We start from the raw sequence: 17284 nt of genomic DNA, 5'->3' as shown, positions 1-17284 counted from the left end.
AATTTGCCAGCCAACCGCTTCTGGAGGCGGGTTGGGAGTTTACGGCAGGCTATTTCCGCTGGATTTAAGCGCTAGATTTAAGGACTAGCTGTGGAAGTGGACTTACGGGCGATCGCCCCTGCGCCACGATTCATGGAAGCGGCCTAAAAAGTAAGTAGATGTATCAAACGCTACAACACGTTTAGATTGCCCCTAGACACTATTACAAAGATGGATGCGGTGTTCCCACATCGTGCGTTCTATTACTCAATGAAGCCAAAAATTATTGTCTGTGGGTTAGGAAATACGGGGTATTGGGTTTTTTCGCTGTTGCGGCAGCAGGGTGCGCAGGTGATTGGCATCAGCTCGCAGCCCATCGACGAAGAGCATGTGGTGGTCGGCGATTTGCGATCGCCCGACGTCTTGGTACAAGCAGGCATCCACGATGCTTCCGCCTTGCTCTTGATGACCTCAGACGATGCCCTGAATTTGGCGATTTTGACCCAAGCGCGCGTGCTGAATCCGCGCCTTCTCATTATTAACCGACTCCTCAATGAGGGGCTGGGCAGCCGTCTGGATCAAACGCTCTCGTATCACGTTTCCATGAGTGTGTCGGCGTTGTCTGGCCCCATCTTTGCCTATGCCGCCTTGGGCAATGCGGCCATCGGCCAGATTGATTTGATGGGGCGCAACTGGCCCATGTACGAAGAATTGATCGATGGCAACCATCCTTGGAATGGGGTGTTGCTGCGACATCTATGGGAAAACCGCGATCGCATGTTGATCTACTACCAAGCCGCCCATCAGCAGGTGGATTTGGTCTCGGCGGTGCTCCAAGATCACAAACTGGCCGTGGGCGATCGCCTCATCATCGCGACCCGACCCTCCCCCGGCAGAATGCAGCGCCTCACCTGGGAACGACGAATTCGCAGTTTTTTGGCCGGTTTACGCCAATTTCGGCGACAGAGTCAGGCGGCGCTGGCTATTACCCTCGTTTTATTTTTATTAATCGCGGCGGCCACCCTGATTTACATCAGCGTCAACTTCAATATCGCGATCGCCGACGCCCTGTATTTCACCGTGGGCATGTTGACGGGTGCGGGCGGTCACGAAGAAGTCGCCGAGCAGGCTCCCGTCGCCATCAAAATATTTACCGCCATCATGATGCTGGTGGGAGCCGGGGTCATTGGGGTGTTCTATGCTCTGTTGAATGACTTGGTGTTAGGCACGCATTTTCATCAAGTGTGGAATGCGGTGCAATTGCCGCAACGTCACCACTACATTGTCTGTGGGCTGGGGGGCGTGGGCTTTCAAATTGCCCGTCAGCTCAAATTGGGTGGCCACGATGTCGTCGTCATCGAACGCGACGCCCAAGGGCGTTTTGTCAACAGCATTCGTGCGCTCAAAATTCCCGTGATTGTGGGCGATGCCAGCCTGCCCGATACCCTCAAAGAGGCCCGCATTACCACCGCTACCGGACTACTGGCGGTGACCAGTTACGACACCGGCAACCTCGAAATTGCGCTAGCGGCCAAGAGCCTCGCCCATCAGTTGCCCATTGTGGTGCGCAATCAAGACCCCAACTTTGCCCGCCAAGTGCAGCAAGTGTTTGAGTTCGAGCAAGTGCTGAGTCCTACCGAATTAGCGGCCCCTTCGTTTGCCGCCGCCGCGCTAGGGGGCCAAGTGCTGGGCAGCGGGATGACTGGTCAGAGTTTGTGGGTTGCGCTGGGTACCTTGATCACTCCGGGGCATACCTTTTTTGGCAAACGGGTGGCAGACATTGCCCAAGAAGCGGATCTGGTGCCGCTATACATTCAGACCCCCCAGGGAGCCCTCCACGGGTTTGACCTGTTTTCTTACACGCTAGACAACCAAGATGTGCTGTACCTCACCATTCCCGCCAACAAGCTAGAAGAACTGTGGCGGACAGTCCCCTCGCAACTATCGACTCGGTAAAATAGCTATGCACGTCCTTGTACTGGGACAAAAATTAAGACGGTTAGAAACCATTTTGGGCATGGCAGCCTGTTCAACCATTTTTTAACCATAGAAGTCACTCAGGCTGTGGCAGGAAGTCTGTCTACCAAACACCACAGGAGTTTTATGCATATCCATACATTGGAGCAATGGCAGCATCGGCACAACTTCGCAACGCATCAGCGCCATGCCGAGAAAAATACCCTCATCGTAATGGGGTTCACCGCCGCCATGATGGTGGCAGAAATTATCGCGGGTACCCTCTTTGGGTCGATGGCCTTGTTAGCCGATGGTTGGCATATGGCAACGCATGTCGCGGCCTTTGGCATCACAATCTTTGCGTATCGCTATGCGCGCCAACATGCAGGCGACCCAAAATATACGTTTGGCACGGGTAAGGTGAGTGTTTTGGGGGGCTTTGCCAGTGCGGTGGCGCTAGCCGTGGTGGCTTTTTTGATGGCGTTTGAATCCGTAGAGCGGTTTTTTAGTCCCCATCCAATTCTGTTTAATGAGGCCATTGGGGTCGCTACTTTGGGGCTAGTGGTGAATTTAGCCAGTGCCTGGTTGTTGCACGACCATGATCATCATGGTGGTCATGATCATCATCACCCTCATGCGCCAGACCAGAACCTCCGGGCAGCCTATTTTCATGTCATCGCCGATGCCCTCACATCGGTGTTTGCGATCGTCGCGTTGTTTGCGGGCAAATTTTTCGGGTGGGTGTGGCTGGATGCCTTGATGGGCATCGTTGGGGCGATCGTCATTACGAGATGGGCCTATGGGCTGCTCCAAGATACGAGTGCAGTGCTGCTGGATGGTGCGGTAGACAAGCGGGTGAAGCGTGACATCATTTCATCCATTGAGGCCGATGCGGATAATCGCATTGCCGACTTACATGTTTGGTATCTCGACCAAAATCATTTGGCGGCAACGATTTCACTCGTGACGCACGATCCCAAATCACCGACCGACTATAAACAATTACTGGCTCACATTCCGACCCTTTCCCATGTGTTGGTGGAGGTGAATCAGTGTCAAGGCGAACCCTGTGTGACATTATCGGCGAGTTAGCCGCGCCATTGACGCCCCCCGCCGACAAGCGATTGCCCCGTTGCTGAGCGGTGTTCGCTGGTGGATGCCGATGTGATGAAAACGCCGGCCTGAGTGCATTCACACTGTGAGGGCAACTTGCCTAACGGCGGCGTAACGTGGGTTGGCCTGGGGCTCGAATGACGAATGCCTTGAAATTTGTCGGCGAATGTGTGGTGCCGACTCAACTATGAGTTGCCAAGATGAATTCCTGTTCTCCCTGTCCCTGCGGCAGCGATCGCCCCTTTTTGAGCTGCTGTGAGCCTTATCTTTCTGGGCAACAAGTCGCGCCCACGGCCGAAGCGCTGATGCGATCGCGCTACACCGCCTATGTGCAGCAAAACGTTGACTACCTGATGGCGACTCACCATCCCACCCAGCGGCAATTGAGCGATCGCGCCACGCTGCGCCAAAGTATGGCCAGTACGACTTGGCTCGGCCTGACCATTCTCTCGACCCAGCAAGGCCAATCGGATGACGATACCGGCATGGTTGAATTCGTCGCGCGGTTTCAGGCCGACCAGCCCGGACAAATCCACGAGCGATCGCGGTTCAAAAAGCAGAAAGGGGTCTGGTTTTACCTGGACGGCGAGCATTTGCCACCTGTAGAGCCCAAACGCCACGAGCCTTGCTGGTGTGGCAGCGGCAAAAAATACAAGCAATGCCACGGTAAGTCGCACCCTTAAAGCGGTTCCCTCTCGCGATTGCCAGTCGCCTGATGGGTTAACGCATGGACAGCGGCAGCGATCGGGCGATATTTACCGATCAGCTAGCTCGGCATTGTCGGCCATTGCCTGATCCCAGCAAGGCTTGTTCGGGCAGATGCTGCAACCCAGCCCGGAAGTAACGGTGCTGATGCTCATCATCCCTCACGCCTCATTGTCCCCTTGGCAATAAATGAGATGTAATCAGTCCTGATCAGGTTGTTGAGCCTTTGTTAGATCGGATAGAACAGTCTTATGGCCGGCGCACAATTTTCTCCCCGTTTCCCCCAGTCGCATGATCAACCCCAACAAGCTTCTCGGCAATGCCTTTGTGGCTGAGCTGCGGTCTAACTACACCCAAACCTATGGCGGGTTAAAGCCTGACTACGCTGATATCATTGCGTGGGTGGGCAACATGGGGGTGGAAACCATTGCCAACAGCAATGCCCTGTATCACGATGTGGAGCACGCCATCTTTGTCACATTGGTGGGGCAGCAAATTTTGCGGGGCAAGCACATTCGCGAGGGCCGGGTCTCGTGCGAAGATTGGCTCCATTTCACCATCTCGCTCGTCTGTCACGATATTGGCTATGTCAAAGGTGTCTGTCGTCGGGACGTCGTTTCGGCGAGAACCTATGCCACGGGTAAAAATGACGAGGAGACGGTGCAGTTTCCCGAAGGGCACACCGACGCTAGTCTCACGCCCTACCATGTCGATCGCGGCAAGCGCTTTGTCGAAGAACGCTTTGGGGGGCACAGTTTAATTGATGCGGAAATTATCAAAAGCAATATTGAACTCACCCGGTTTCCGGTGCCCTTCGATGGGGATCACCAAGACACGGTGGAGTTTCCGGGGTTAGTGCGAGCCGCTGACCTGATCGGGCAACTGTCCGATCCGCGCTATTTGCACAAAATTCCCGCCCTGTTTTATGAATTTGAAGAAACGGGCGTCAACCAGCAGTTGGGCTATCGTCACCCCGAAGATTTGCGGCGCAACTATCCCCGCTTTTACTGGAAGACGGTGTACCCCTTTATTAAGGATGCGATCGCGCACTTGAAACTTACCCAAGAGGGCAAACAGATCCTTTCTAGCCTGTATGGTCACGTCTTTGAAGTGGAGCATGAATCGCATCCTGAACCATTTCCGTGAAACGAGCTGGAGGAGAATGCCTAGTCGGCGGCCTAATCGCTAAAGACAGTCCGCATCATCGTGCGTAGAGCATTGTTAATGTGAGACGCTGAGACTAAATGAACGCCCTCAGTCATACCAATAACAATGACCACCTCTCATTCTCACAACGTGTTTGTCGCAGGTGCTAGCCGCGGTGTTGGCTTTGAAGTTGTCAGAGGCTTGCGGCAGCGGGGATACCGGGTGATGGCACTGCTGCGCACCGACGACGCCCGTCCGCAACTCGAAGCGCTAGGCGCTGAAGTGCAAATCGGCGATGCCCTTGATCCCGACCGGATGAACGCAGCGGTGCAGTGCTTTGGAGATGAACCGTTTGCCGTGGTGACGACGTTGGGGGGCAAGGGCTTCACCCGCGACGAGCCTCGGTGTGATTATTTAGGCAACCGCCACTTAATCGATGCGGTGAAAGGGTTGCCCTGTGAGCGGTTAATTCTGGTCTCTTCCATTGGAGTACGAGAGAGTGCGGTGGCGTTGCCAGAGCAAGTGTTGGAAACCCTGCGGCCAGCGCTGCTGGCTAAGGCCAAGGCCGAAGAACATTTGATGGCGAGTGGCTTGCCCTTCACCATTGTGCGACCGGGGGGGCTGCTGTCTGACCCGGCGACGGGCCAGGGCATGTTGGTGAAGGATGAACGCATCGCGGGGAGTATCACCCGCGCCGACGTGGCCGATCTCGTCATGCGCTGTTTGTCGTCTGCCCCAGCCGAGCATCAAGTGCTGTCGGCGGTCGATCGCGATCGCATTCGCAGTGACCAGCGCGTAGAGCCATTTATGCTTTGAAGCTGGAGCCGAACCAGCCAGTTCGCCATCAGGCCAGGGTCGCGAGCCAGAGATAGGCTAAGAGGCCCACCGCGACGGTGCCCGCGATCGCGTCTCGCTGCTGCGATAGGGTCACCTGTAGACTGGCCCACACATCTTTAAAGGCTTGGCGGCGGGCGTCCCCCAGTTCGGCCATCAGGTCATGCACCTGCGTATTGACTTCCTGGGCCGACAGCTCGCCCCGGTGGTAGGCCGCTTCCACGTGATCGAGCTGTTTCCAGTAGTCGCGGGTGGCTGCTAGCAGGTCAAACATATCGGTGAGCGCCTCGTTAACATTTGTAAACCTCTGTTGACATGTTAACGAAGTCGGCGAGCGGACGCTCTCGCTCTGTGGAGGGATATCCGCCGCGTTAGCTCAGCCCGCCCTGGGGATTCCAGGTGTCTTGGGCGAGGAAGGCGCGATCGCGGGCCAGGGGGGCGACGGGGGCAGTCAGCTCAAACTGGCCCTGGGTGATCCAGTCTTTGAGTTCAGCGGCGACCTGGCGCGACAGATAAATGCTGGCAAGGGGAGCCGTGCGCACCGTTTGGCCGTTCAGGGTGAGGCGGCCTGACTTGAGCTGGGCGTAGCTCACCAGGCCAAAGGTGGGGCGCACCCGGCGCGGAATGGAAAAATCCATCACCGGGGCCACTAGGTCTTTGTCTTGTACTGAACAATGGCGGGCAATTTCCTCGTTCAGCAGGGGAATCGCCATGCCAATGCCCAACATCAGCGAGGGGCCATACCCTTTGAAATAGCAGCCCCGCACCCACTGCGGCTGCATCTGTTTGGCATCGCCAATTAGCGCCACGGTGGCGGCGGGGCCAATGGGCGTGTCATTGGGCAAGCGCTTTTGCAGGGGGAAATGCTGCGTCCCTTCCCACGCCACATAGCCAATACCGCCGCCGAGGAAAATGCGACTGCCAATGCCCACCACGTTCAAATGGGGATCATTCATCAGCGGCGACAGAGCCCCGGAGTTGGCATACACCGCGTTGCCCAAATTGGGTTGCAACGGCCCCAGATAGGTGGCGAGGGGGCGATCGCCGCCATTCACCCCCACGATAAAGTTTTGGTAGAGGTTGCGCGGGTTAAACAGATAAAACTGGTTGATCGTCTCGCGGGAAATCGTGGTGTCGAGCTTGCCGCGCGGATAGCAGTCCGTTACGTGCCCCGTCGCTTGCAGTTGCACCGCCTTGCCTGCGACCAAATCGGCAATTACATGGCCGCCGCCTCGGTCTCGCATCGGCACGTTGTCGCCAGGGTTGCCAGAGTCGGCGGGTTGGCTGGCTCCCAGATACAAATCCACCGCCCCGAACCCGGCATAAGCGGGCACCCCATCCAACCGACAGTCACGAATTTTGATCGGCGGGTCGGTGTGGCCAATATTGAGTATCGCTCCCGACGATTCCATTGGCTCAAAGGTGCCCGTCGTCACCACATCCACGGCAGCCAAAGCTTCGCCCACGCTCGACTGAGCGACTCGTTGTTTGAAAGCTTCTGCCGTTTCTACCACCGCCGTTTGAGTGCGGATTTTGGCGTTAATCTCGTCGAGGGTGCGTCGCGTCGGCATGGTTCAGTTTCCACAGTTGCCAGGTCAGAATAGCCCCGACAATGAGGGACGGCAAGAGCACGATCGCCAGACTCACCGCCGAGGTGGCCGGAATCGGGAGCTGGGGAGCGACGGTTTTGAACGCGATCGCGATCGCCGCCGACATCCCCAATACTTTGACCACAAATCCCATCTGATCGAGCAGCACAGGCAATTTCACGCGAATAGTTTCAGTGCTTCCTATGGTAAACCAGCCCTGGCGGCCGATGTGGCCCTGGGCAAAAGGCATACGCTCATATAGCGAGCGGCTGTCAGATTCACCCCCCTCAAAATGCTAGAAGCCTTGTGCTGCGAGGGTCTCAATTTTACCTTTTGAATTTTGCCTTTTGCTATCGCAATCCACCATCAGGTTGGGCTACTCTCAATGACTAAACCGCTTGAGACAATAGCGTTCCGTACACCTTGTCCCTGGCCCCTTTCAATCGATTGCTACGCCAGTTGAGATGGCAAACCATGACGTTAGGGCAGGCAACCGATGGCAGCGCCGCTAAGGCAAGGCTGATGGTTCCGGTTGCTTAGAAAGACGCCCGTCTTCCATGTAGACGATGCGATCGGCAAGGTCAAGGATGCGGTTGTCGTGGGTGACTAACAAAATGGTGCAGCCCTGTTGCTTGGCGAGATTATGCATAATGTCCACCACATCGCGCCCCGATTTTTTGTCTAGGGCGGCGGTGGGTTCGTCAGCGAGAACGATTTTAGGGCGACTCACCAAAGCGCGGGCGATCGCCACTCGCTGTTTCTGCCCGCCTGAGAGATCGCCGGGATAGTAATGCATGCGCTCTGCTAGCCCTACCTGCTCCAGCATTGCCGCCGCCTGGCGATGTCTGTCAGCTTTGGCCCAACGGCGATGCACTTCAAGCCCCATCTGCACATTTTCCAGCGCGGTTAAACTGCCGTGCAAATTGTGAGCTTGAAAAATGTACCCATTATGGCGACGGGCTTGCACTAAATCATTTTCAGTAGCGCCGCAAATTTCGTGCCCCACGACACGCAAACTGCCGGACTGAGCCGATCGCAATCCGCCAATCAGGGTGAGCAGAGTAGTCTTGCCAGAGCCCGAAGGCCCCGTCATGATCACAATTTCACCCGCCGCAATTTCCAAATTAATGTTGAATAAGGCCTGTTTGCGGAGTTTGCCAGTGCCGAAGAAATGATCCAGCTGATGAACCACAATGGAAAAATTTTGACTCATGATGATGGAAAGGTAAGCGTTGAACGGCCTGAGTTAAAAAATATCGGCAGGGTCGGCAGCCTGAAGACGACGGGTGGCAATGGCGCCGGAGCCGCCACACATGACAAAGGTCAACAGCAACACTGAAATGGCGCGACTGACCGGCATCGCGAGGGGTAACGCGGTAGCCGCTGCCGTGAGTTGATAGGCACCCAGAGCGATGATCAAACCAGGGACAAACCCGAGCACCGAGAGAATCACGGCCTCTTCGAAGACAATGCCCAGCAGGTAGGCGTTGCGATAGCCCATCGCTCGAAAGGTGGCGTATTCGCCCAGGTGACTATTCACATCCGTCGATAGCACTTGGTATACAATCACGACGCCCACAATGAAGCCCATGGCTGACCCCAGGCCAAATACAAAGCCGATGGGCGACTCGGACTGAATATCATTCAGCTCGAAGTCGATATATTCGGCGTGGGTCAAGACTTGCACATCCCCCGGCAGGCGATCGCGCAACGCCTCCAGCACTTGAGTCGAATCCGCCGCCTCATCGAGCTGCATCAGCCCCAGACTCACGGCCCCAGCGTCCCGACGACCGAAGAGTCGCAAAAAGTTTTGATCGCTGGTAATCAAGGCCCCATCATCACTAAAGGACGCCCCCACTTCAAACAGGCCACCCACAGCGACCGTCCGGAGGCCAATTTCGGTAAAGACGGGCACCCCGGCCCGAACTTGGGCAATCACCGTCTCATAATCGCCCCGCGAAGCCTGGTCAAAGAGCACGGTATCTGGCAGGCGCAGCAGGTCGAGTTGTGCATTGACCACGGGCAAATCTAAAGCCGGCTGCTCTGGGTTTTGTCCCACAATGAGCATCGAAGTCTCTTGACCGGTTTGCGGGTTGCGCCATTGCGTGGATCCCAAATAAATGGCATCGGCAGACTGCACCCCCGGCACATCTAAAGACTGATACAACCGCCGCCGGGCAAAGGTGCTCAACTGCCCAAAGTTTTTGGCCTCACTGCTAATCATGACGAGATCTGCCTGCAATGCGCGAGGGTATTGGGTATTGCTTTTGTAGAGGGCGTCGGCGAACCCTAACTGCATAAAGATCAAAATATCGGCAAACGTAATGCCTGCAATGGCCGTCAGTAACCGGATCGGATCATGTTTGAGTTGCTTCAGTCCGAGGGGCGTACGCTGCTGCAAGGCGTTTAGAAAACGACGCATCATTCCAGACCTCCCTCGGCGATCGCAATGCGGACCGTGACCTGGAGATTCGTCAGGCCGGTCACCTGGGCCCTGGCGGCATCGTCTAGCTGCACCTGCACTTCAATCACCTTGGCGTCGATATTGGCAGCGGGGTCTTCATCCACCACTTGCTGCGGCTCAACCTGCAACCCAATGCGCTCGACGGTGCCTGACAGTTCGCCCGCAATCACGGGAGAGGTCACGATCGCGGCTTGCCCCAGTTGAATGTGCTGAATGTCGCTTTGGTAAACCTCAGCGATCGCTATCATCTGGTCGGTTTGCCCCACAGTGGCAATCCCTGCGCTCGCAATGTTCTCTCCGGGGTGAGTATGAATCTTGAGAATTTGCCCAGCTTGCGGCGATCGCACATAGGCTTTGGCTAAATGACTCGCCGCTTCTTGAACGGCTGCCCTCGCCGCCGCCACTTCGGCCTCGGCTAATTCCACATCGGCGGGACGCACCTCTGCCAGTTGGTCGAGAGTCGCCCTCGCTTGCTGAATCTGCCCCTGACTGGTACTCCGGAGCCGGGCCAGCTCTGATTGGGCTGACTGGAGCTGCCGCTGGGTCGTTGCCCAGGTCAACTCGCGGGCATCTCGCTCTGATGCTGAAATGGCACCCCGCTGATAGAGGGCATCGTAGCGATCGTATTCCAACCGGGCATTATTCACTTCTGCTTGCAAGCGGTCAATGGTGGCTTGCTGAGTTGCCAACACCCCCGCTTCGTTGGCCTGTAAACGCGAAATTTCCGCATTCTGGGCCTGCAACTCGCCGGTTTTAGCCCCGGCCTGCACCTGGGCCAACCGGGCCTGGGCAATGCGGACTTGTTCTTGGGCGCTGGCCAGAGCGGCTTGCAAGGTATCGCGATTATCCAGAATGGCGATCGTTTGCCCAGCGACCACGTGATCCCCAACATTAACCAGCAATTCTTGAATGCGACTTTCTTGAATCGCGGTGGGTGCCATTAACTGAATCACCTCCCCCTCTGGCTCCAGACGTCCCAGAGCCGTCACGGTATTGATGTCAGCACTGAGGACAACTGCCGACTCGGGGCCATCGATAGCTGCCCATTGTCCATTTTTCCAGGCCATTCCTCCCGCCAAACTGACGGCAACCAGCCCGATAATGACCCCCCAACGCCGCGATCGCTGGCCGCCATACCCCTGGGAATTCAACGCATTCGCACTCATAACTTTGACTCAAGCGGATGAACGACACTTAGATCATACTAAACGGTATGGTTTTGTCAACTAAACCGTTTAGTATGGTTCGCGCTGGCATGTCAAATGTGGCTCCGAAGGTGGACAATGAGGGCAGTGAATGTTTCTGAACGTGTGCCGATGTTGCCCAATTCATCCTCTTCAATGCCGCCGATGAGGGAGCGTTCCGAAAAGGCAAGGGCGGTTCTAGAGGGAGCCTTTCAGGTATTTATGGCTCAGGGGTATGCCGCGGCCAGCATGGATCGCATTGCCGCCACCGCCGGCGTCTCCAAATCGACGCTGTACAGCAATTTTCAAGACAAGGAGGGGTTGTTTTTAGCGCTCATGCAGGAGATGACTTTTGCCAGTCGTCAAGAAGCGTTTGCCTTGCTCTCACAGGCTGATTTGCAAGCGCCGCCCCAGCAGGTGCTGCGTCAAATTGCGGTGTGTATGCTCGATAGTTTTGAGCAAAACCAACCTTTGCTGACCCTGATGCGTTTGGTCATTGGCGAATCCGATCGCTTCCCGGAGGTCGCTAAAACGTTTGTGACAGACATCACCAAGCCCATGTTGGATCAGCTGACGCTATACCTGTCGTCCCAAACTCAACTGCAATTGCCTGACCCGGTGATCGCCGCCCGCATTTTTGCCGGTTCTCTGGTGCATTACCTGATTATTCAGAAACTCCTGCATGGGGATGACGTGTTGCCCCTAGAGCGCGATCGCATGATTGACGGATTGATTGGGATGATTACGGCCCAGCAATCGCCAGCGCCATAACGAACGTCAGTTCGGGTCAAATAAATCTCATGTCCAACCAGCCTCTTGGGGGTGAATTTCCCCTCTGCTGGAGGGGTTGGGGATGGGTTTGCCGCTAATTTCTCCTCTTAATTCAGACCCACCCCGCCTTGCGGGCACCCCTCCCAGAAGTCATCCCTGATACACAAGTTGCTGCATCGCTGGTCGGGGAAAGGTTGCCGCGATCGGTCGTGGCAGTTTTATGGGCTGTAGAACCTCACCTCACCTAAGCCCTCCGGGCAGGCTACGCCCACGCAAGGAGACGAACCGACAGCCTTGATAAACCTCTCCTTACCCAGGAGAGGTGCCGCCGGCGGTGAGGTTTTACCCCCTGCAACTCAAGGCCAGAAACCTTGCTATACAAGTCTTTGACAGAGTTCTGCCTAATTTGCTGAAAGCAGAGACTGGGGCGGTCATGCGGGGAGTATGTCACCGCTGAGCCCTCACCCTAAACCCCTCTCCTCAGCTTGGATACTACGTACACAAGTTATCCGTGATGACTTGCCAGTGATTCAGCTCCCTAAATCCCCCAAGTTTGGGGGGCAAAGGCAGCATTTTGAGGGAGCCATCGAGATGTATGTAGTAGCCCAATGTTGGGAGGAGGGGCTGGGGGATGTAGAGCTTTGCTCTTCCCAAAGGGTGGGCCAGGCAGGATATTTGCAAACCTGACATGCACCCGGTTACGCGTGCCCATGCAAAAAGGGGACTGTCACAACAGTGACAATCCCCCGCAAAATCAACTCGCTAATCCGCGATTACGCTTGCTTACGCTTCCCTTTATTCAGTACGGGCGCGGGCAGTGACTTGCCGCTACCGCGAGTATTGGGAGCCGATGGCCGCCCACTATTGCGACCACCACCACCACCACCGCCGTAACGGCGGCTTTGGCCATTCCGGGAATAGCTCTTGCCGGCACCGCTGCCGCTTCGATTCGAAGGACGCTTAGCACCCGGAATCGGCTGCGGCGCGATGGAGAGATCGGGCTCGTATCCCGGTATGACCGTCGAAGGAATATCGCGCTTGAGCAACCGCTCGATATTGCGCAGCAGATAATGCTCATCGACACAGACCAGGGAGATGGCATCGCCGTCATTACCCGCTCGGCCCGTCCGGCCAATGCGGTGGACGTAATCTTCTGCCACGTTCGGCAAATCAAAGTTCACCACATGGGGCAGTTCATCGATGTCGAGTCCGCGAGCGGCCACATCGGTGGCGACTAAAACGCGCACCTTGCCCCGCTTAAACGAGTCGAGGGCGCGGGCGCGGGCGCTTTGGCTCTTATTGCCGTGAATCGTGTCCGACGTTAGGCCGTCGCTTTGGAGCTGCTCGGCCAGGCGATTAGCGCCATGCTTGGTACGGGTGAATACCAGCACCCGACGCCAATTTTTGGAGCCGATCATGTGGGACAGTAGCTCGCGCTTGCGATGGCGATCCACCGGATGCACCACCTGGGTAACGTTCTCGGCGACGGTGTTCGTACGAGCGACCTCAATCATCTGCGGATTGTTTAAGAGATCGTCCGCCAGCTTACGAATCTGACGCGAGAAGGTGGCGGAGAACAACAGCGTTTGCCGCTCGCTTTTTATGTGCTCAATAATTTTGCGAATGTCGTGGATAAAGCCCATGTCCAACATGCGATCGGCTTCGTCCAACACCAACGTTTCCACTGAGGAAAGGTCAGCGGTGCCTTGACCCAAATGGTCGAGCAAACGCCCTGGGGTGGCAACCAACACATCGACGCCTTTGCGCAAGCGCGCGATTTGCGGCCCCATGCGAGTCCCTCCGTAGATGGAGGCAATCTTTAGCGGCATGTACTTGCCGTAGGTTTTAATGCTGGCTTCTACCTGCGCCGCGAGTTCGCGAGTGGGGGTGAGCACCAGAGCACGAATTGGACGATTGCGAGCAGGCTTAACTTGGTTCAAGCGCTCCAAAATCGGCAATGTAAAACTAGCTGTTTTACCCGTGCCAGTTTGCGCGCTGGCCAATAAATCATGGCCGGCCAAAACCGCTGGAATGGCCTCAGCTTGAATGGGAGTCGGCGTCTCGTAACCTTCATCCGCGATCGCCCGCAGCAGCTTGCCAGACAAGCCAAGAGATTCAAAAGTCATACAGTATGTAATTCCGGTAAGCGCCTACCCCAAAGTTCAAGTTGGGCCCAGTCTAGGCGGTGTGTGGCTAAGCATCTCTCCATACAGAGAAGATTGCAGGTGCAGACCAGAATGCACCCTTGGAGAATCTAATAATAACTTAATTGACGTTATGTAACAAATGGCAAAGTTTTACATTTGCAAAACTCTTGTACTTACACGTGACGCTGACCGCGACAAAACGGCTGACTCTCCTAGCGTCCGTAGCCATTTGGGTTGGCTCCTAACTATAGCACCTTGTTGTCGAAACAGCGGATAATTTGCTGCGAGATCGCGGAAGGGGGCTGTGGGCGCGGGCGATCGCGCTGTAGTCAGGGACGTTGAGGAGCTTGTAACTGTTCGGCGATCGCCAGCAAGCGATCGGGATCATCAATTAACCAGTCGGGGGTCATCTTCATCAGTAAAGGTCGGCTATTAAAGCCCCAAGTCACCGAAACCGGTCTGACCCCAGCAAACCGCGCCGCGTCAATGTCGCGAATTTCATCGCCCACGTAAACGGTGTCAGCGGGAGCAAGCTGATGTTTTTCCAGACAGCGCACAATTAGCTTGCCTTTGCGAAAGAGGGTGCCGCCGCCATCCACACTGAGAAAACAGTCCGCCAGTTGATGGGCCGCTAAAAAGGCCTCCACCGTGGCCGGCGCGTTGGAGGTGACCACTGCCAGCGTATGGTGCTGCTCATACAGGGTGCGAATGATTTTGGGGATGCCAGGGCAGGGGGCAATGTGTCCTCCTTGTTGATTCAACTCAGCCCGCACGCGCCGCAGTAACGCCGGGATTTTGAGCAACGGAATGCCAGAATAGCGAATCAGTTGCCGCGCGGTGAGCCCTTTGAGGGCTTCGACCTCGGCCAACGGGGTGGGACGAAAGCCAAACTCGGGGGCTAACCGATTCGTGATGGTGACGATCGCCGATAAGCTATCGGCTAATGTGCCATCAAAATCAAACAGGAAGTTGCTCAAAGCAGTACCCAAGCGTCAGGGACGGAGAATGTGATTACCATGGCCGCCAGTCTTCCCAATCTTCGTTGAAAATGGACGTGCCGGGAAACTGGGTGGGATTGCCACTCAGTTCTAGCTCACGCCGCAGTTCATACATCAGCGGATCAAGCAGCGGTGTCTCATTCACCAGTTCATAGGGCAAAACGCCGTTGCGCAGGGCAAAGTCAGCCGTGGCGGCAGCTCCCACGCCCACCGACCATTCGTAGGAATGCACCCGGTAGGCGGCGGCCGCGATCGTGCTCATCGCTAAGCCTTTGCCCGTCACTAGCAGATTGTCTACCCGCTGGGGAATCAGTGCCCGCAAGGGGATCTGAGTCGGATAGGCTTGGCCGTGTGCCTGCCGCACCCCTGGCCGTTCAATGTTGCCCGGTTTTTCCGGCGGACTCTCTAACATGCAGGGGTGAAAGTCGATCGCATACTGGGCAATGCCGATGGAATCGGGATAAATTCTGGCCCGCCGCCGTTGGGGAATCTCGCCGGGGGGAGTTTCGTTGACCAGGGCGTCGATCGCCCCTTGGCCCGCCGCTTCCACCCGCAGCCGCTCGTAGGTGGCGGGATCGAGGTTTTCTTCATAAAACGGGTCGTTGAAATCAATCCAGGTGAAATCGACCTCATTAATCTCAAATCCATCGTCATAGCCAAAGGAAGGGCGACCGACAATCCGCCGCGCTTCACGAATGTAGGGAAATTTCGATAGGCCATGGGCGGTTCCCATGGGCGAGTCGTAGCCAGCTAAATAGCGACTGTTCAACACAGGTTCCTTAAGGCTGTCATCCAGTTGGGAGTCGCCTTCGCCAATCACCATCCAGTAGTAGTAGCTGATGGCATTTTCCTCGCCGCGCCGCAGGGTTTCTTGCCGCAGGCCACCGAGCCAGCCACCGGGCTCTAGCTGTCCCAGTTCCGCCAGTTGGTCGTGGGTGTAGATGAGGTTGTCCACCGCATTGCCAGGGCGATAGTCGTTGCCCCAGGTCCAGTTTTGCATTGAGATATCACCGGGCCGGGGCCGGGGCACGCCTGCGATCGTTTCGTGCCGTTCGGGCTCGGCGGCCCAGATGCGGCGATAGGTGAAGACGAAATCGTAATAGTCTTGGGCGTCGAAATCGCGGACTTGCTCCCAACTAAAGTAGGGCTCGTACTGGGGGTAATACTCGGGAATGTTTTGGGGCTGGGGCTCCTCGGTCTTCTCCATGGCGAAGGTGTAGGTAAAGCCCTGGGTGCAGTAGGGATCTTGTTCCGTCACCGGAGACGACGGATTGAGGTGAGACTGGGGATCAAGGCCCAGTCGGTAGGGCACATCAGCCAGGGCAATCAGTTCGCCTGTTTCTGTCGCTTCAATGACGTACCAATCTGCCGGGCCTGTGGGCGGCGTTTCGGGCGGCACAAATTGAATGACGGTCTTGGCAAAGCGGGCCGAATCTTCGAAGGTGTAAAAGTCTTCGATGATGGCGGACAGCGGCTCGGTATTTAGCGGTGGCGTTTCTGGTTGGGGCGTATGTTGAATCCCGATCAGACTGACGATTTGGGTGCGATCGGCATTGAATTCCAGGTCTTTCGGTACGGTGTTGGGAAACCATTTCAGCTCGCCATTGCCTTCATGGGCGGCCTCTTCGAGCATGTCGGATAAGATGGCGTGGGCGTCGTAGGGCAAAAAGCAAGTGGCACTCACCCAGCAGCGACCGGGATCAAGTTCGCCATATTTTTCTTCAACTCGCTGCCGTAGATCGTTGTAGCCAGCGGAATAAAAGAGCAGCTGACGTTGGCGACGAGATTCATCCAGCGCGGTGGTGCCCTGGGAGGAAATTTGGCCGCCAACCCAGTCGGTCATTTCGGTGAGGCACACAGTGTGTCCTGCTTGCAGGGCTTGATAGGCTGCCGCTGTGCCGGATAAGCCGCCCCCCACAATCAACAGGTCACAGGTCACGACTTCGTCGGGCACCACAGGTAGCGCGGCCACGCTAGCTGGAGAACTGTTTTGAGCCTGAGCGGCCATGCTGAATAAACCGGGGGTAACGATCGCGATCGCTGTTCCGGCAATGACGCCCAACCGCCCAACTTGACCAACTTGAACCATGGGGGATTCCTTCAAAACGCTGTGTTCAAAGCTTAAAAGAAATTATGGGGCTTAGGGAGCAATTTCTTTAATGGGTGCGATTGGAAAGTTTTCGGGTCATTACGGCTGACGGGCGGGGGCGCATGAGGGGCAGGGGAGCGTGGTGCCAGGTCCACGATTTCCGAGGACTGTACTGGCGCAGGGATGACTTGGAGCTACCCGTTTTTCGAGTGGCAGACCTAGGACCTGTCAGCATTTAGTCATCAAAGCCTTGCGGCAAAAGGACGACAGGCCCTAGTTTATTTCAGGAGTGCGGGCGCGGTAATGCTG

General features: G+C 56.2%; 15 protein-coding genes. 6 read left to right on the top strand and 9 right to left on the bottom strand.

The features are described from left to right. The first annotated feature begins 249 nt into the window (after window positions 1-249). The 5 genes from JUK32_RS13750 (at window position 250) to JUK32_RS13730 (ending at window position 5715) form a co-directional block, all read left to right on the top strand. Window positions 250-1935 carry a TrkA family potassium uptake protein gene (locus JUK32_RS13750; protein WP_204139429.1) on the top strand — a complete coding sequence of 562 codons (1686 nt, stop codon included), beginning with the start codon at window positions 250-252 and terminating at the stop codon, window positions 1933-1935. Window positions 1936-2082: 147 nt separating this feature from the next. Next, window positions 2083-3027 carry a CDF family Co(II)/Ni(II) efflux transporter DmeF gene (gene dmeF / locus JUK32_RS13745; protein ID WP_204139428.1) on the top strand — a complete coding sequence of 315 codons (945 nt, stop codon included), beginning with the start codon at window positions 2083-2085 and terminating at the stop codon, window positions 3025-3027. Window positions 3028-3248: 221 nt separating this feature from the next. Continuing rightward, a complete protein-coding gene (locus JUK32_RS13740) occupies window positions 3249-3731 on the top strand; it encodes a YchJ family protein (RefSeq protein ID WP_204139427.1) in 483 nt (160 codons plus the stop codon). Between the two features lie 313 nt (window positions 3732-4044). After that, window positions 4045-4899 carry an Npun_R2479 family HD domain-containing metalloprotein gene (locus JUK32_RS13735; protein ID WP_204139426.1) on the top strand — a complete coding sequence of 285 codons (855 nt, stop codon included), beginning with the start codon at window positions 4045-4047 and terminating at the stop codon, window positions 4897-4899. A 126-nt stretch (window positions 4900-5025) separates the two neighbouring features. Further along, entirely contained in the window at window positions 5026-5715 is a 690-nt protein-coding gene (locus tag JUK32_RS13730) for an SDR family oxidoreductase (RefSeq protein WP_204139425.1), read from the top strand. A gap of 28 nt (window positions 5716-5743) precedes the next feature. On the opposite strand, the gene JUK32_RS13725 is transcribed toward JUK32_RS13730, so the two are convergent. The 6 genes from JUK32_RS13725 to JUK32_RS13700 form a co-directional block, all read right to left on the bottom strand. Then, window positions 5744-6007 carry a hypothetical protein gene (locus tag JUK32_RS13725; RefSeq protein WP_204139424.1) on the bottom strand — a complete coding sequence of 88 codons (264 nt, stop codon included), beginning with the start codon at window positions 6005-6007 and terminating at the stop codon, window positions 5744-5746. 97 nt (window positions 6008-6104) lie between these two features. Beyond that, window positions 6105-7304 (bottom strand): homocysteine biosynthesis protein, encoded by a 1200-nt coding sequence (locus tag JUK32_RS13720; protein ID WP_204139423.1) that lies wholly within the window; start codon window positions 7302-7304, stop codon window positions 6105-6107. Next, on the bottom strand, window positions 7273-7572 hold the full coding sequence (locus tag JUK32_RS13715; protein ID WP_204139422.1) for a hypothetical protein: 300 nt from the start codon (window positions 7570-7572) through the stop codon (window positions 7273-7275). The genes JUK32_RS13720 and JUK32_RS13715 overlap by 32 nt, the downstream gene beginning before the upstream one ends. A 258-nt stretch (window positions 7573-7830) precedes the next feature. After that, window positions 7831-8535: a DevA family ABC transporter ATP-binding protein gene (locus tag JUK32_RS13710; protein ID WP_204139421.1), complete on the bottom strand. Its 705-nt coding sequence runs from the start codon at window positions 8533-8535 to the stop codon at window positions 7831-7833. A 33-nt stretch (window positions 8536-8568) separates the two neighbouring features. Then, window positions 8569-9747, bottom strand: coding sequence for an ABC transporter permease DevC (gene devC, locus JUK32_RS13705; protein ID WP_239112648.1), 1179 nt, complete (start codon window positions 9745-9747; stop codon window positions 8569-8571). Further along, a complete protein-coding gene (locus JUK32_RS13700; protein WP_204139420.1) occupies window positions 9744-10952 on the bottom strand; it encodes an ABC exporter membrane fusion protein in 1209 nt (402 codons plus the stop codon). Before JUK32_RS13700 ends, devC begins: the two co-directional genes overlap by 4 nt. 183 nt (window positions 10953-11135) lie before the next feature. On the opposite strand from JUK32_RS13700, the gene JUK32_RS13695 reads away from it, so the two are divergent. Further along, window positions 11136-11741, top strand: a complete 606-nt coding sequence (locus JUK32_RS13695; protein WP_239112647.1) for a TetR/AcrR family transcriptional regulator — start codon at window positions 11136-11138, stop codon at window positions 11739-11741. 773 nt (window positions 11742-12514) lie between these two features. Here the strand turns inward: JUK32_RS13695 and JUK32_RS13690 are convergent. The 3 genes from JUK32_RS13690 to JUK32_RS13680 all read right to left on the bottom strand — a co-directional run bounded on the left by JUK32_RS13690 (window position 12515) and on the right by JUK32_RS13680 (window position 16894). Then, on the bottom strand, window positions 12515-13867 hold the full coding sequence (locus tag JUK32_RS13690; protein WP_204139418.1) for a DEAD/DEAH box helicase: 1353 nt from the start codon (window positions 13865-13867) through the stop codon (window positions 12515-12517). 350 nt (window positions 13868-14217) lie between these two features. Next, window positions 14218-14865 (bottom strand): HAD hydrolase-like protein, encoded by a 648-nt coding sequence (locus tag JUK32_RS13685; protein WP_204139417.1) that lies wholly within the window; start codon window positions 14863-14865, stop codon window positions 14218-14220. 34 nt (window positions 14866-14899) lie between these two features. Further along, window positions 14900-16894, bottom strand: coding sequence for an FAD-dependent oxidoreductase (locus JUK32_RS13680; RefSeq protein ID WP_375541566.1), 1995 nt, complete (start codon window positions 16892-16894; stop codon window positions 14900-14902). Between the last annotated feature and the right edge of the window lie 390 nt (window positions 16895-17284).

This window comes from Halomicronema sp. CCY15110 (genome assembly GCF_016888165.1).
Classification (GTDB): domain Bacteria; phylum Cyanobacteriota; class Cyanobacteriia; order Phormidesmidales; family Phormidesmidaceae; genus Halomicronema.
Note: the sequence above shows the minus strand (reverse complement) of the source record. Positions and strands in the feature narration are given on the sequence as shown.